Origin of the sequence: Arthrobacter sp. NPDC092385 (assembly GCF_044755105.1) — a bacterium.
In the GTDB taxonomy this organism is placed as follows: Bacteria; Actinomycetota; Actinomycetes; order Actinomycetales; family Micrococcaceae; genus Arthrobacter_D.
In genome coordinates, this window is the sequence record NZ_JBIVQL010000008.1 from 129,583 (window position 1) to 143,720 (window position 14,138).

General features: G+C 68.9%; 12 protein-coding genes. All 12 read right to left on the minus strand.

What is annotated here, in order from left to right:
• The 12 genes from secG to uvrA all read right to left on the minus strand — a co-directional run bounded on the left by secG (nucleotide 1) and on the right by uvrA (nucleotide 14,099).
• A complete protein-coding gene (gene secG / locus ACIQCY_RS11990; RefSeq protein ID WP_400484112.1) occupies nucleotides 1-252 on the minus strand; it encodes a preprotein translocase subunit SecG in 252 nt (83 codons plus the stop codon).
• Nucleotides 253-304: 52 nt separating this feature from the next.
• Complete coding sequence (tpiA, locus tag ACIQCY_RS11995) at nucleotides 305-1,120, minus strand: triose-phosphate isomerase (RefSeq protein WP_400484113.1); 816 nt, start codon at nucleotides 1,118-1,120, stop codon at nucleotides 305-307.
• A 117-nt stretch (nucleotides 1,121-1,237) separates the two neighbouring features.
• Nucleotides 1,238-2,488, minus strand: a complete 1,251-nt coding sequence (locus tag ACIQCY_RS12000; protein ID WP_400484114.1) for a phosphoglycerate kinase — start codon at nucleotides 2,486-2,488, stop codon at nucleotides 1,238-1,240.
• A gap of 10 nt (nucleotides 2,489-2,498) precedes the next feature.
• On the minus strand, nucleotides 2,499-3,509 hold the full coding sequence (gene gap / locus ACIQCY_RS12005; RefSeq protein ID WP_400484115.1) for a type I glyceraldehyde-3-phosphate dehydrogenase: 1,011 nt from the start codon (nucleotides 3,507-3,509) through the stop codon (nucleotides 2,499-2,501).
• 341 nt (nucleotides 3,510-3,850) lie between these two features.
• Nucleotides 3,851-4,480 (minus strand): superoxide dismutase, encoded by a 630-nt coding sequence (locus ACIQCY_RS12010; protein ID WP_400484116.1) that lies wholly within the window; start codon nucleotides 4,478-4,480, stop codon nucleotides 3,851-3,853.
• Between the two features lie 118 nt (nucleotides 4,481-4,598).
• Nucleotides 4,599-5,579: a DNA-binding protein WhiA gene (gene whiA, locus ACIQCY_RS12015; RefSeq protein ID WP_400484117.1), complete on the minus strand. Its 981-nt coding sequence runs from the start codon at nucleotides 5,577-5,579 to the stop codon at nucleotides 4,599-4,601.
• Between the two features lie 10 nt (nucleotides 5,580-5,589).
• A complete protein-coding gene (yvcK, locus tag ACIQCY_RS12020; protein WP_400484118.1) occupies nucleotides 5,590-6,615 on the minus strand; it encodes a uridine diphosphate-N-acetylglucosamine-binding protein YvcK in 1,026 nt (341 codons plus the stop codon).
• Entirely contained in the window at nucleotides 6,615-7,514 is a 900-nt protein-coding gene (gene rapZ / locus ACIQCY_RS12025) for an RNase adapter RapZ (RefSeq protein WP_400484119.1), read from the minus strand. The genes yvcK and rapZ overlap by 1 nt, the downstream gene beginning before the upstream one ends.
• 100 nt (nucleotides 7,515-7,614) lie before the next feature.
• Nucleotides 7,615-9,657, minus strand: coding sequence for an excinuclease ABC subunit UvrC (gene uvrC / locus ACIQCY_RS12030; RefSeq protein WP_400484120.1), 2,043 nt, complete (start codon nucleotides 9,655-9,657; stop codon nucleotides 7,615-7,617).
• 109 nt (nucleotides 9,658-9,766) lie between these two features.
• The gene (locus tag ACIQCY_RS12035; protein ID WP_400484121.1) at nucleotides 9,767-10,435 is read right to left on the minus strand and encodes a lysophospholipid acyltransferase family protein; all 669 of its coding nucleotides are present in this window, start codon (nucleotides 10,433-10,435) and stop codon (nucleotides 9,767-9,769) included.
• On the minus strand, nucleotides 10,422-11,078 hold the full coding sequence (locus ACIQCY_RS12040; protein ID WP_400484195.1) for an HAD hydrolase-like protein: 657 nt from the start codon (nucleotides 11,076-11,078) through the stop codon (nucleotides 10,422-10,424). Before ACIQCY_RS12040 ends, ACIQCY_RS12035 begins: the two co-directional genes overlap by 14 nt.
• A gap of 108 nt (nucleotides 11,079-11,186) precedes the next feature.
• Nucleotides 11,187-14,099, minus strand: a complete 2,913-nt coding sequence (gene uvrA, locus ACIQCY_RS12045; RefSeq protein ID WP_400484122.1) for an excinuclease ABC subunit UvrA — start codon at nucleotides 14,097-14,099, stop codon at nucleotides 11,187-11,189.
• Between the last annotated feature and the right edge of the window lie 39 nt (nucleotides 14,100-14,138).

The following is a 14,138-nucleotide window of genomic DNA, read 5'->3' on the forward strand; positions in this document are numbered from 1 at the left end:
CTACGACTCGCCGGCGAACCGCTGGATGAGTCCCAGCGAGATGATGACGACTCCCCATGCGAGTCCGAGGGCCACCGTGAAGCGGTTGAGGTTGCGCTCGGCCACTCCGGAGGATCCCATGCTCGAGGTCATGCCGCCACCGAACATGTCCGACATGCCGCCGCCACGACCCTTGTGGAGCAGGATCAGCAGGGTCAGCAGGAGGCTGGTGATCCCGAGCAGGACGAGCAGGATGATACGAAGGATTTCCACGGGGCCCTTTCAAGGCTCGGTAGCCGCTCGGTGGAGCGGCAGGCGCACGGAACTAGTCTGTCACCAGATGCTGTTCGAACCTGACAATACTAGCAAACTCGGCTACGTCGAGGCTCGCACCGCCGACCAGGACGCCGTCGACGTCCCGCTCCTTCAGGATGCTCGCAGCGTTGGCCGCCTTCACGGAGCCGCCGTACAGGAGGCGCGTCTTCGAGGCGGTCTCGGCGTCGAACAGCGAGCCGAGCTCGGCGCGGAGAGCGGCGCACATCTCCTGCGCGTCCTCGGGGCCGGCGACCTCGCCCGTGCCGATCGCCCAGACGGGCTCGTAGGCGACCACGAGCGTCGCCGCCTGCTCCGGCGACAGTCCGGCGACCCCCTGGCGGAGCTGCTCGAGGGTGTGCGCGACATGCGTACCTGCCTGGCGGACCTCGAGGCCCTCGCCGACGCAGAGGACCGGGACGAGTCCGTGCCGGTAGGCGGCCTGTACCTTGCGGTTGAGCAGCTCGTCCGACTCGGAGTGGATGGTGCGGCGCTCCGAGTGGCCCACCAGCACGTAGGTGCAGTCGAGCTTGCTCAGGAACTGCCCGGAGATGTCGCCCGTGTACGCGCCGGAGTCCTCCGGCGAGAGGTCCTGCCCGCCGTAGACGACCTCCAGGTTGTCACCCTTCACGAGGGTCTGGACGCCGCGCAGGTCGGTGAAGGGCGGGAAGACCGACACCTCGACGCGCGAGAAGTCGTGGCCCGCGTCGTCGAGGGTCCAGGCGAGCTTCTGCAGGAAGGTGATGCCCTGCATGTGGTCCAGGTTCATCTTCCAGTTGCCCGCGATGAGCGGCCGGCGGTCGAAGGCGCCGTTGGTCGAGGTGGTCATCGTCGTACTCTCTTCTGTTCGTTTCATGACGGCGGGATCCGCACGGCGCGCAGACCGTGCGGATCCCGCCATTCCTGTGCCCCGGGAAGGGGCGGCTGGTCGTGCCGGTGCTGTCCGCTAGTCGCGGGCGAGCGCCGTCAGGCCGGGCAGTTCCTTGCCCTCGAGGTACTCGAGGCTCGCGCCTCCACCGGTCGAGATGTGGCCGAACTGGTCGTCGGCGAAGCCGAGGCCGCGCACGGCGGCTGCGGAATCGCCGCCGCCGACCACCGTCAGGGCACCGTTCGCCTGGGCGTCGACGAGGGCCTGTGCGACGGCCCGCGTTCCCCCGGCGAACGCTTCGAACTCGAAGACGCCCATCGGCCCGTTCCAGAACACCGTCTTCGCCTCGGCGATGTTCGCGGCGAAGTCCTCGCCCGTGACGGGACCGATGTCGAGCCCGATGCCGGACCCTCCGTACGTGCCCGACTCGATGGCGTCGGCCGCGACCACGCTGGAACCGGCGTCCGCGGCGAACTTCTCCGCCACGACGATGTCCGTCGGCAGGACGAACTGCGTCCCGTCCCGGGGACCTCGCTCGAGGTAGCCGCGGACGGTGTCGAGCTGGTCCTCCTCCAGCAGGCTCGCGCCGACCTTGTGGCCCTGGGCTGCGAGGAACGTGAAGACCATGCCACCGCCCACGAGGATCCGGTCGGCGGTGCCGATCAGGTTCTCGATGACGGCGAGCTTGTCGGACACCTTGGATCCGCCGAGCACGACGACGAAGGGCCGCTGGGGGTCCTTCGTCAGCTTCTCGAGGACCACGAGCTCCGCCTTGACCAGGTCTCCCTGGTAGGCGGGCAGCAGCGATGCGACGTCGTAGACGCTCGCGTGCTTGCGGTGGACGGCGCCGAAGGCGTCGTCCACGTAGGCGCCGTCGGTGCCGACCAGGGCGGCCAGCTCACGGGCGAACGCTGCACGCTCGGCGTCGTCCTTGCTGGTCTCGCGCGCATCGAAGCGCACGTTCTCGAGGACGAGCACCTCGCCCTCGGAGAGCGCTGCGGCCGCACTGCGGGCACCCTCCCCCGTGGTGTCCGGCGCGAGGCTCACCGGGAAGTCCGCGAGCCCGCGGAGGGCATCGACGGCCGGCTTGAGGGAGTACTTCTCCTCGGGGGCGCCCTTGGGACGGCCGAGGTGGGCGAGCACGATGACGGCTGCCCCTGCCTCGCTCAGCTTGCGCAGAACGGGCAGGGACGCGCGCACGCGGCCGTCGTCGGTGACCCTGAGCTCCGGGACCTCGCCCTCGAGGGGAACGTTGAGGTCCGAGCGGACGAGGACGCGGCGTCCCCGGACCCCTTCGGCGAGGAGGTCGTCGAGCGATGCGTAAGCCACGGGCGATCGCCTAGGAGAGCTTGGCAGCGACGATTTCGGTCAGGTCGACCAGGCGGTTCGAGTAGCCCCACTCGTTGTCGTACCAGCCCACGACCTTGACCTGGTTGCCGAGGACCTTCGTCAGGCCGGAGTCGAAGATGCACGACGCCGGATCCGTCACGATGTCCGATGAGACGATGGGGTCCTCCGTGTAGGAGAGGTAGCCCTTGAGTGAGCCGTCAGCAGCGGCAGCCTTGTAGGCGGCGTTGACCTCCTCGGCGGTGACCTCGCGGCCCAGGGTGACGGTCAGGTCGGTGGCCGAACCGGTGGGGACGGGAACGCGGATGGCGTAGCCGTCGAGCTTGCCCTTGAGCTCCGGCAGGACGAGGCCGATGGCCTTGGCCGCACCCGTGGAGGTGGGGACCATGTTGATCGCTGCGGCCCGTGCGCGGCGGAGGTCCTTGTGCGGCCCGTCCTGGAGGTTCTGGTCCGCGGTGTACGCGTGGATGGTCGTCATGAGGCCGCGCTCGATGCCGAAGGAGTCGTTCAGCACCTTGGCGAGGGGGCCGAGGCAGTTCGTGGTGCAGGACGCGTTGGAGATGATGTGGTGGTTCTCGGGGTCGTAGTCGCCGTCGTTCACGCCGAGCACCACGGTGAGGTCCTCGTCGGATGCGGGAGCGGAGATCAGGACCTTCCTGGCTCCGGCGTCGATGTGCTTCTGCGCGTCGGACGCCTTGGTGAAGAACCCGGTGGACTCGATGACGATGTCGACGCCGAGGTCCTTCCAGGGGAGGTTCGCGGGGTCGCGCTCGGCGAGCACCTTGACGCGCTTGCCGCCGACCACGAGGTCGCCGCCGTCGACCTCGACGGAGGCCTTGAGGCGGCCGGTGACGGAGTCGTACTTGAGCAGGTGGGCGAGGGCCTCGGGGCTCGTCAGGTCGTTGACGGCAACGATCTCGAGGTCAGCGCCCTGCTCGAGGGCCGCGCGGAAGTAGTTGCGACCGATGCGGCCGAAGCCATTGATTCCAACACGAGTAGTCACTGGTTTCCATCTCCTTCATAGGTGGTGCCGCCGTGCTGACCCTTCTCGGGTGACGCCGGCGACGGATAAATCTGTACCGGGCACACCATCGTGCCGACGTGGATCGGGTCCTGCTGGCTCCCTGCGGAGCGGTGTCCCGTCATGGGAGCCGTGCCGGGATCTCTCCCTGCACGGCTCCAACCTTACTCAGCGCGGCGTTCCGCGCGCACTCATGACGGTGTTCGCCGGGATCGGGCGGGCGTGGTGCCTGCCCATGCCCGTCGGCGGCCCTTCGGGGTCCGGTTGTCAGGGGCCGGGCTGTCAGGGGCCGGGTGTTAGGGCCGGGTGTCAGGGGCCGGTTGTCAGAGGCCGGGGGTGATGAGGGTGGAGGCCCCGGTGCGGGCGGCCTGGAAGCGGGTCTGGACGTCGGCCCAGTTCACCAGGTTCCACCACGCCTTGACGTAGTCGGGCTTGACGTTGACGTAGTCCAGGTAGAACGCGTGCTCCCACATGTCCAGCATCAACAGCGGCACGGTACCCACGGGCACGTTGCCCTGCTGGTCGTAGAGCTGCTCGATCACGATGTTTTTCCCCAGCGGCTCGTACGCCAGCACCGCCCAGCCCGAGCCCTGCAGGGACGTCGCGGCGGCGGTGAAGTGGGCGCGGAACGCGTCGAAGGACCCGAACGCGTCATCCAGGGCCGCGGCGAGTTCACCCTCGGGCTTGTCGCCTCCCTCGGGGGACATGTTCTTCCAGAAGATGCTGTGGTTGATCACGCCGCCGACGTGGAACGCGAGGTCCTTGGAGAGCTTCGGGATGGTCCCGAACTGGCCTGTGGCGCGGGCCTCGGCGAGCTGCGCGAGGGCGTCATTGGCGCCCTTGACGTAGGTGGCCTGGTGCTTGGAGTGGTGCAGCTCCATGATCCGGCCCGAGATGTGCGGCTCCAGGGCCGCGTAGTCGTAGTCAAGATCCGGCAGTACGTATTCGCTCACGTAGTCCTCCATGTAGTGATCTCAGGTACCTGCGCGGTCGGCAGCTCCACGGGGAGTCCGGACGGCAGGCGCCCCGCTTGATCAGAAGCGGGCTTGTTGTTCCATCCTATGCACTCAATCACTCGTCGAGCATGTCCGGGGTCACATTCGCGTCGGTCCCCGGGATGCCGATGTCGGAGGCCCTCTTGTCCGCCATCGCGAGGAGCCTCCGGATGCGTCCGGCGATGGCGTCCTTCGTCATGGGCGGGTCGGCGAGGCGGCCGAGTTCGTCGAGGCTGGCCTGCTTGTGGGCCACGCGCAGTTCCCCGGCGTACCGCAGGTGCTCGGGGACGGTCTCGCCGAGGATCTCGAGCGCGCGCTCCACGCGGGCGCCGGCTGCGACGGCGGCCTGGGCGGAGCGGCGCAGGTTGGCATCGTCGAAGTTGGCGAGGCGGTTCGCCGTCGCACGGACCTCCTTGCGCATCCGCCGCTCCTCCCACACCATCAGCGCGTCATGGGCCCCCATGCGGGTGAGGAGGGCCGCGATGGTGTCGCCGTCGCGGATGACGACGCGGTCGACACCCCGCACCTCCCGCGCCTTCGCGGCGATATCGAGCCGGCGTGCGGCGCCGACCAGCGCGAGGGCCGACTCCGGTCCGGGGCAGGTGACCTCCAGGGACGAGGATCGCCCGGGTTCCGTCAGGGACCCGTGTGCTAGGAAGGCGCCGCGCCAGACGGCCTCGGCGTCCGCCGTCGAACCGTTGACGACGGCGGACGGCAGGCCCCGGACGGGGCGCCCGCGGCCGTCGAGCAGCCCGGTCTGGCGGGCCAGGGACTCGCCGTCGCGCACGACGCGGACCACGTAGCGGTTGCCGCGCTTCAGGCCCCCGCCCGTGACGACGATGATCTCGCTGTTGTGGCCGTACACCTCGGCGATGGCCGCGCGCAGTCGTCGGGCCGTCGACGCGAGGTCCACTTCGGCCTCGATGACGATCCTGCCGGAGATGATGTGGAGTCCACCGGCGAACCTCAGCAGCGCGGACACCTCGGCCTTGCGGACCGAGGACTTCTTGACGTCGAGGTGCGACAGCTCCTCTTTGACGTCGGCGGTCAGGGCCACAGATACACTCCTAGTTCTCCCCAAACATGTCGTTGTAGGACGTCGCCAGCCGTAACGGATCATGGACGGGCTTACCGGTCGAAACTCCCACTGTACCGAAGACCGCGCGTCCGCCCATCCCTGCGACGGCTTCCTCGAACTCGGAGCGATCGGCTACCACGGCCGGATCCGCGATCACGACGTCGACGGTGAATTCGGGCGCGTACCGCGAGATGACGTTCAGGTGGTCGATCGCGCTCATCCCCTGGGTCTCCTTGGTGTCGTTGCTCAGGTTCATGGTGAGGCAGCGTTTGGCGGACGTGCGGCACAGGGCGTCCCGGAGTTCGGGGAGCAGCAGGTGCGGCAGCACGGAGGTGTACCAGGAGCCCGGGCCCAGGATGACCCAGTCGGCCAGTTCGACGGCCTCCAATGCATCCGCGCAGGCGGGGGCTGCGGGCGGGAGGAGCCGTACGCTGCTGACGTTGCCGGTCTCGGCGGCGACCGCGAGCTTGGCCTGCCCTGTGACGGTCCTGACGCGCAGCGATCCCTGCACCTCGCTGAGGACATCGCCCTCGATGGTCAGGGGCACGCCGGCCATCGGAAGGACCCTGCCGCGCGCTCCGAGCAGGGCGCCGGCCCACTGCAGCCCTGCCACCGGATCGCCCAGCAGTTCCCAGAGCGTGACGATCAGCAGGTTGCCCATGGCGTGGTCGTCGAGCGATCCGGCCACCCCGTCCCGGGACGTGAAGCGGTGCTGCATGACGTCGCGCCAGGTGCGGCCCCAGTCGGTGTCGTCGCAGAGGGCGGAGAGCGCCATGCGGAGGTCTCCGGGAGGAAGCACCCCGAGTTCGTGCCGGAGCCGGCCGGAGGAACCGCCGTCGTCCGCCACCGTCACCACGGCCGTCAGCTGCTGCGTCAGGAGGCGCAGCGCGGACAGCGAGGCGGAGAGTCCGTGACCGCCACCGAGGGCGACGACGGAGGGCCCGGCGCCCTGTCCCTCACCGTGCCTGCGCGCAGCGGGAGGGACGAGGGGCAACGGCCCGGAGAACAGCGCCACTACTCACGTCCGAGGTCGCGGTGGTGTGCGGTGACCTGCACGCCGGGAAGCTGCGCCAGCCGCTGCGCGATCTCCTCGGTGACCGCCACCGAGCGGTGCTTGCCACCCGTGCAGCCGACGGCGATGGTGGCGTAGTGCTTGTTCTCGCGGCGGTACCCGTCCAGGACGGGAACGAGCGCATGCACGTACCGGTCGATGAAGTCGCCCGCGCCCTGCGCGCCGAGGACGTAGTCGCGAACCGGCGCGTCGAGGCCCGTCTGCGGACGCAGGACGGGCACCCAGTGCGGGTTCGGGATGAAGCGGACGTCGGCCACGTAGTTGGCGTCCACGGGGAGGCCGTACTTGAAGCCGAAGCTCATGACGTTGAGCCGGAGGACGATCGGCCCGGACTCGGAGAAGAGCTCCGTGACACTGGTGGCCAGGGCGTGCACGTTGAGGTTCGTCGTGTCGACCACGACGTCCGAGGAGTGCTTCAGTTCCTTCAGGACCTCGCGCTCCTCGGCGATGCCGTCGAGGATCCGGCCGTCCCCCTGGAGGGGATGCGGGCGGCGGCCCTGCTCGAAACGGCGGACCAGCACGTCGTCGTCCGCATCCAGGAAGAGCACGCGGTAGTTCACCCCGGCCGAACGGAGCCCGTCCAGGGAGGCCTTGATGTCGCTGAAGAGCTCCTTGCCGCGCACGTCGATGACGACGGCGAGCTTCGGGATGGACTGCGGCGTCCGGGCGACGAGCTCGGTCAGGGTGGTGAGCATCTGCGGCGGGAGGTTCTCCACGACGTACCAGCCGTGGTCCTCCAGGGCGTTCGCTGCCGTACTGCGCCCGGCGCCCGACATGCCGGTCACCACCAGCAGCTCGGATTCGGTGGGTTTGACCGGAGTCAGGCTCGTGGCCTCAGTCATCGTGGTGCATCCGTTCCGGCTCGACGGGGCACCCGGGATCCCGGTCTGCCCTGGTATGTGCGGTCTTAGCGGCGCGCCTGCGACCGCGCCTTCAGCCTAGCTAATCTTCCATGATCTCGCCCGTGGCCATGTTCACGGCCGGAGCGGCCGCCTCGTCGGTGGCCGCGGCGAGCGAGGCCCGGATGGTCTCGGCGAGGGCCGGACCGACGCCGGGTACCTCGACGAGCTCCTCGACCGACGCCGCGCGGATCTTCTTGACCGAGCCGAAGTGCTTGAGCAGGGCCTTGCGCCTGGCCGGTCCGAGCCCGGGTACCTCATCGAGCGCGGAGGCGGTCATCGACTTGCCGCGCTTCTGCCGGTGGAACGTGATCGCGAAGCGGTGCGCCTCGTCCCGGATGCGCTGCAGCATGAACAGCCCCTCCGAGGCCCTCGGCAGGATGACGGGGAACTCGCTGTCCTGGATCCACACCTCCTCGAGCCGCTTGGCGAGGCCGATCACGAAGATGTCGTCGATCCCGAGGTCCGCCAGGGCGCGGGAGGCGGCAGCCACCTGGGGTGGACCACCGTCGACGACGACGAGGCTGGGCGGGTACGCGAACCGGTTGCGGGTGATCGCCGTCGTCGTGTCCCGAAGCGGTTCGCCCTGCTCGTCCACCGCGGGATGCTCGAGGACCGAGGCCTCGTCGTCGACCGGCTCGACGTCCGGATCGGGAGCGGCGGCATCGCGTTGCTCCCCCGCCTTGCCCGCGAGGTAGTTGCGGAAGCGGCGGTGGATGACAACGTACATGGACGCGGTGTCGTCCCGGGCGGCGTCGCCCGTGATGGAGAACTTGCGGTACTCGGACTTCCGCGGAAGGCCGTCCTCGACCACGACCATCGACGCCACCACATTGGTGCCTTGGACGTGCGAGATGTCGAAGCATTCGATGCGCATGAGCGGCTGGGGCAGGTCGAGGGCCTCCTGGAGTTCCTGCAGCGCCGCCGAGCGGGTGGTGATGTCCCCTGCCCGCCGGCTCTTGTGGAGGCGCAGGGCGTCCGCGGCGTTCTGCTCGACGGTGCCCAGAAGGGTCGCCTTGTCGCCGCGCTGCGGTACCCGCACGTCCACGCGCGCGCCCCGGAGTCCGCGGAGCCACTCGAGCATCTGGTCGGAGTTGCTGGGCAGCACCGGCACGAGGACCTCGCGCGGGATCTGCTCGTTGCTGCTGTCGCCCTCGCCGTAGACCTGCTGGAGCAGGTGCTCCACGAGGTCCGGCGTGTCCATGTCCTCGACCTTCTCCACGACCCAGCCGCGCTGGCCCCTGATCCGGCCTCCCCTGACGTGGAACACCTGCGCCGCGGCCTCGAGCTCGTCCTCCTTCAGGGCGAAGATGTCGGCGTCGGTGTCCTCGCTGAGGACGACGGTATTGCGCTCGAACACCCTGCGGAGGGCCGCGATGTCGTCGCGCAGGCGCGCGGCGCTCTCGTAGTCGAGCTCGGCGACGGCGGCCGCCATCTTCCGCTCGAGGCCGGAGATGAACTTCTTCGCCTCGCCGGACATGAAGTCGCAGAACTCCCCGGCCAGGGCCTTGTGGTCCTCCGGGCTGATGCGCCCGACGCAGGGTGCGGAGCACTTGTCGATGTACCCGAGGAGGCAGGGCCTGCCGGTCCGCTCCGCACGCTTGAACACGCCGGCGCTGCAGGTCCGCACGGGGAAGACGCGGATCATCGTGTCGACGGTCTCGCGGATGGCCTTCGCGGGGTAGAAGGGCCCGAAGTAGCGCGTGTCCTTCTTCTTGTCGCCGCGCATGACCTGCACGCGCGGGTACTTCTCCCCCATGGTCACGGCGAGGTACGGGTACGACTTGTCGTCGCGGAACATCACGTTGAAGCGGGGGTTGAATTCCTTGATCCACGTGTATTCGAGCTGGAGCGCCTCGAGCTCGCTGCCGACGACCGTCCATTCGACGCCGGCGGCCGTGAAGACCATGGTGCGGGTCTTGGCGAGCAGGCCCTGCGGATTGGCGAAGTAGGAGTTGAGCCGCGACCTGAGGTTCTTGGCCTTGCCCACGTAGATGACCCGGCCGTGCTCGTCGCGGAAACGGTAGACGCCCGGGTCGGTCGGGATCTCGCCTGTCTTCGGACGGTATGTCACGGGGTTTGCCACGTCATCAATCCTAGGGCTGGGCGGTGACACGGCTCGACACGCGGCGATCCTTTCCGCTGACCGCTGATGCGCCCCCGGTCCGGCATCGCAGGGAGCGCCGTGGCCGCCGCTACTCGGAGGCGGGGCTCTGGTTGTAGTGGGGCACCCGCTCCTGCCCGGACAGGGCGGCGATGCTGTCCATGATGGCATCCGTCGCGCTGCGCCGTGCCGGGAGCGGGTGCCCGGGGCCGGTCTTCGCGAAGACCAGCGGCTCTCCGATGCGCATGGTGAAGTGCTGGGGCCGGATGCCCTTCTTCCCCGCGGGCTGCAGGGCATCGGTGCCGAGCAGGCCGACGGGCACCACGGGCGCGCCCGTGGTGAGGGCGAGCCAGCCGACGCCGGTCCTCCCCCGGTACAGGCGGCCGTCGCGCGAGCGGGTCCCCTCCGGGTAGATGCCCACGCCGTCGCCCTGTTCCAGCAGGTCCAGGAGCGTCTTGAGGGCCTGCACGCTGGCGGCCTGCTGACCGCGTTCCACGGGGATGGACCCGACGCCCTCGAAGAAGGACTTCATGAGGGCGCCCTTGACCCCGGTGCCCGTGAAGTACTCCGCCTTGGCGAAGAACGCGACCGGCCGCGGCATGAGCGCCTGCACCAGCACGCTGTCGAGGAAGGAGAGGTGGTTCGCCGCGACGATGAAGGGCCCGTCCTTCGGTACGTTCGCCAGTCCCTCGACGGTGGGCCGGCAGAGCCCGGCGATGAGTCCGCGCGTGGTGCTGCGGGTCAGGTCATAGACGCCCACGGAGCACCTCCAGCAGGTCGTCGGCGGAGTGCACGACGGCGGCCGCACCGGCGGCCTCCAACTCGCCGGGCCCGGCGAACCCCCACGAGACACCGATGCAGTCGATCCCGTTGGCGGTCGCGCCCTCGACGTCGTGCCGGCGGTCACCGACCATCACGGCCCTCCCCGCGTCGTACCCGTGGTGCTCGAGGGCCGCACGGATGATCGGCTCCTTGCCGCCCACGGCCGTGGCCTCGTCCCGGGGGGAGCCGTGGACCGACGCGAAGAGGTGCCGGAGCCCCTGCACGGCGAGGAGTTCCTCGGCGAGCCACTCGGGCTTCTGGGTGGCGACCGCGACCACGGCTCCCGTGTCGGCGAGTGCCCCGACGCAGCGGGCCATGCCCGGGTAGGGGCGGCTCTGCGCCATGCCCGTCGCCACGTAGCCGGCCCGGTAGGTCGCCATGACGTCCTGCACCCGGGAGGCTGGTACGCCGCCGAGCGAGGTCAGGGACTGCACGAGGGAGGGCCCCACCATGGCGTTCAGCAGGGGGCCGGACGGTACCGGGAACCCGTGGCTGACGAGGGCGGCGCTGATGCCGCCGGTGATGGCTCCCGCCGGGTCGACGAGCGTTCCGTCGAGGTCGAAGAGTATCAGCGCACGCATATCTGCCACCGGGCAAGCTTGCCATAGCACCGGGAGGGCATGCATCATGCATGCCCTCCCGCGAATATTCGGAGCGTCTCCGGCCTGCTCGCGCGGGTGCGCGGATTGCTAGACGGCGGCCTTGTCGAAGATCTCCTTGAGGAAGGTGCCCGTGTAGCTGCGCTCGTTGGTCGCCACCTGCTCAGGGGTGCCGGTCGCGATGATCTGGCCGCCGCCGGACCCGCCGTCGGGCCCGAGGTCGATGACCCAGTCGGCGCTCTTGATGACGTCCAGGTTGTGCTCGATGGTGATCACCGTGTTGCCCTTGTCCACGAGGCCCTGCAGGACGATCAGGAGCTTGCGGATGTCCTCGAAGTGCAGGCCGGTGGTGGGCTCGTCGAGCACGTAGATGCTGCGCCCGTTGGACCGCTTCTGCAGTTCGCTCGCTAGCTTCACGCGCTGCGCCTCGCCGCCCGAGAGGGTCGTGGCCGGCTGCCCGAGCCGGACGTAGCCGAGCCCGACCTCCACGAGCGTGTTCAGGTGCCGCGCGATGGGGCTGAAGGCTGCGAAGAACTCGGCTCCCTCCTCGATCGGCATGTCGAGCACGTCCGCGATGGTCTTGCCCTTGTAGTGCACCTCGAGCGTCTCCCGGTTGTACCGCGCACCGTGGCACACCTCGCACGGGACGTAGACGTCCGGCAGGAAGTTCATCTCGATCTTCAGTGTGCCGTCGCCGGAGCACGCCTCGCAGCGGCCGCCCTTGACGTTGAAGGAGAAGCGGCCCGGCAGGTATCCGCGGACCTTCGCCTCGGTGGTCTCGGCGAACAGCTTGCGGATGTTGTCGAAGACGCCCGTGTAGGTGGCGGGGTTGGATCGGGGCGTGCGGCCGATGGGGCTCTGGTCCACGTGGATGACCTTGTCCAGGTGCTCCAGGCCGTCGATCCGCTTGTGCCGCCCGGCCACCTGCTTGGCGCCGTTGAGCTTGTTCGCCAGGACCTTGTAGAGGATGTCGTTGACGAGGGTCGACTTGCCGGATCCGCTCACCCCGGTCACGGCCGTCATGACCCCGAGCGGGATGGTCGCGTCGACGTTCGTCAGGTTGTGTTCCCGGGCGCCGATGACCTTCAGCTGGCGCGACCGGTCGATCTTGCGGCGCTTCGCCGGGATCTCGATCTTCCGCCGGCCGGAGAGGTAGTCGCCGGTGAGGGACCTCTCGTTGGTGAGCAGGTCCTCGAGCAGGCCCGAGTGGACCACCTCGCCACCGTGCTCGCCGGCGCCCGGCCCGATGTCGACGATCCAGTCGGCCTCGGCGATGGTGTCCTCGTCGTGCTCGACGACGATGAGCGTGTTGCCGAGGTTCCGGAGCCGGGTGAGCGTCTCGATGAGGCGGCGGTTGTCGCGCTGGTGCAGGCCGATCGACGGCTCGTCGAGGACGTAGAGCACGCCGACGAGGCCGGAGCCGATCTGCGTGGCGAGCCGGATGCGCTGCGCCTCGCCGCCGGACAGGGTGCCGGACGCGCGCTCGAGGTTGAGGTACTCCAGCCCGACATCGAGCAGGAAGGTCAGGCGGGCCTGGATCTCCTTCAGCACCTGGTTGGCGATCTGCGCCTCGCGGCCGGTCAGGACGAGGTTGTCGAGGAACTCGGCGCAGTCGCGCATCGGCATGGCGGAGACCTCGGCGATGGAGCGGCCGTTGATCAGCACCGAGAGCGACGCCGGGTTCAGCCGCGCACCACCGCACGTGGGGCACGGGATCTCCCGCATGTACTCCTCGTAGCGGTCCCGCGCATTGTCGGACTCGGTCTCCGCGTGCTTGCGCTGGATGTACTGGATGGCGCCCTCGAAGCCCGTGCTGTACTTGCGTTCCCGGCCGAACCGGTTCTTGTACTGCACCACGACCTTGTGGTCCTTGCCGTACAGGGCGGCCTCGCGCGCACGGTCCGGGAGCTTGCGCCACGGCGTGGTGATGTCGAAGTTCAGCTCGGCCGCCAGGCCCTCGAGCAGGCGGGTCCAGTACTCCAGCGTCGCGGTGCCCAGCGACCACGGCGCAATGGCGCCCTCGGCCAGGCTCAGGTCCGGGTTGGGGACCACGAGCTCCTCGTCGACCTCGAGCTTGGTGCCGATACCGGTGCAGGCCGGGCACGCGCCGAAGGGGTTGTTGAAGGAGAACGAGCGCGGCTCGATCTCGTCGATGGCCAGCGGGTGCTCGTTGGGGCACGCGAGGTGCTCGGAGAACGCGTGGAGGCGCTTCTCGTCGTCCTCCGGAAGGTCGACGAACTCGGCGAGTACGCGACCGTCCGCGAGCTTGAGGGCCGTCTCGACGGAGTCGGTGAGGCGCTGCTGGATGCCGCCCTTGACCACGAGGCGGTCGATGATGACCTCGATCGTGTGTTTGTACTGCTTGCCCAGCTTGGGCGGATCGCTGAGCTGGATGAGCTTGCCGTCCACCCGGGCCCGCGAGTAGCCCTTGGCGGTCAGCTCCTGGAAGAGGTCCACAAATTCGCCCTTGCGAGCCCGCACGACGGGCGCGAGGATCTGGAAGCGCGTGCCCTCGTCGAGCTCGAGCAGCTGGTCCACGATCTGCTGCGGGGTCTGCTTGGCCACGGGCTCACCGCAGACGGGGCAGTGGGGGCGACCGACACGCGCCCACAGGAGCCGCATGTAGTCGTAGATCTCGGTGATGGTGCCCACGGTGGAGCGCGGATTCTTGCTTGTCGACTTCTGGTCGATCGAGACCGCCGGCGAGAGGCCTTCGATGAAGTCGACGTCCGGCTTGTCCACCTGCCCGAGGAACTGGCGGGCGTAGGCGGAGAGCGATTCGACGTAGCGCCGCTGCCCCTCCGCGAAGATGGTGTCGAACGCGAGGGAGGACTTGCCCGAGCCGGAGAGCCCGGTGAAGACGATCATGGCGTCGCGCGGGAGGTCGAGGTCGACGTTCCGCAGATTGTGTTCGCGTGCGCCCTTGACGATCAGCCGGGACAGGTCCTGGGGAGCGGGCTCCGGATTGCGGGCGTGCTGCTCAAGAGAATTTGCTATAGACACCAGACAACTGTATGAGAAATGCCGTTCGAATGCATATTC